1 rRNA gene is annotated in these 438 nt (G+C 51.8%); it reads right to left on the bottom strand.

The features are described 5' to 3' along the window. A 16S ribosomal RNA gene (locus HH110_RS19170) occupies positions 1-438 on the bottom strand; the annotation flags it as partial.

Raw genomic sequence — 438 nt, 5'->3', positions numbered from 1 at the left:
ACAAGGGTATCTAATCCTGTTTGCTCCCCACGCCTTCGAGCCTCAACGTCAGTTGCTGTCCAGTAAGCCGCCTTCGCCACCGGTGTTCCTCCTAATATCTACGCATTTCACCGCTACACTAGGAATTCCGCTTACCTCTCCAGTACTCTAGTTAAACAGTTTCCAAAGCAAGCCCACAGTTGAGCCGTGGGGTTTCACTTCAGACTTGCATAACCGTCTGCGCTCCCTTTACACCCAGTAAATCCGGATAACGCTTGCCCCCTACGTATTACCGCGGCTGCTGGCACGTAGTTAGCCGGGGCTTCTTAGTCAGGTACCGTCATCTCTCTTACGAGTCTTTCTTCCCTGCTGATAGAGCTTTACATACCGAAATACTTCTTCACTCACGCGGCGTCGCTGCATCAGGGTTTCCCCCATTGTGCAATATTCCCCACTGCA

Source organism: Stenotrophomonas sp. SAM-B (assembly GCF_013387485.1).
GTDB classification, from domain to species: Bacteria; Pseudomonadota; Gammaproteobacteria; order Xanthomonadales; family Xanthomonadaceae; genus Stenotrophomonas; species Stenotrophomonas maltophilia_AA.
This window is presented reverse-complemented; position numbering and strand designations above follow the sequence as displayed.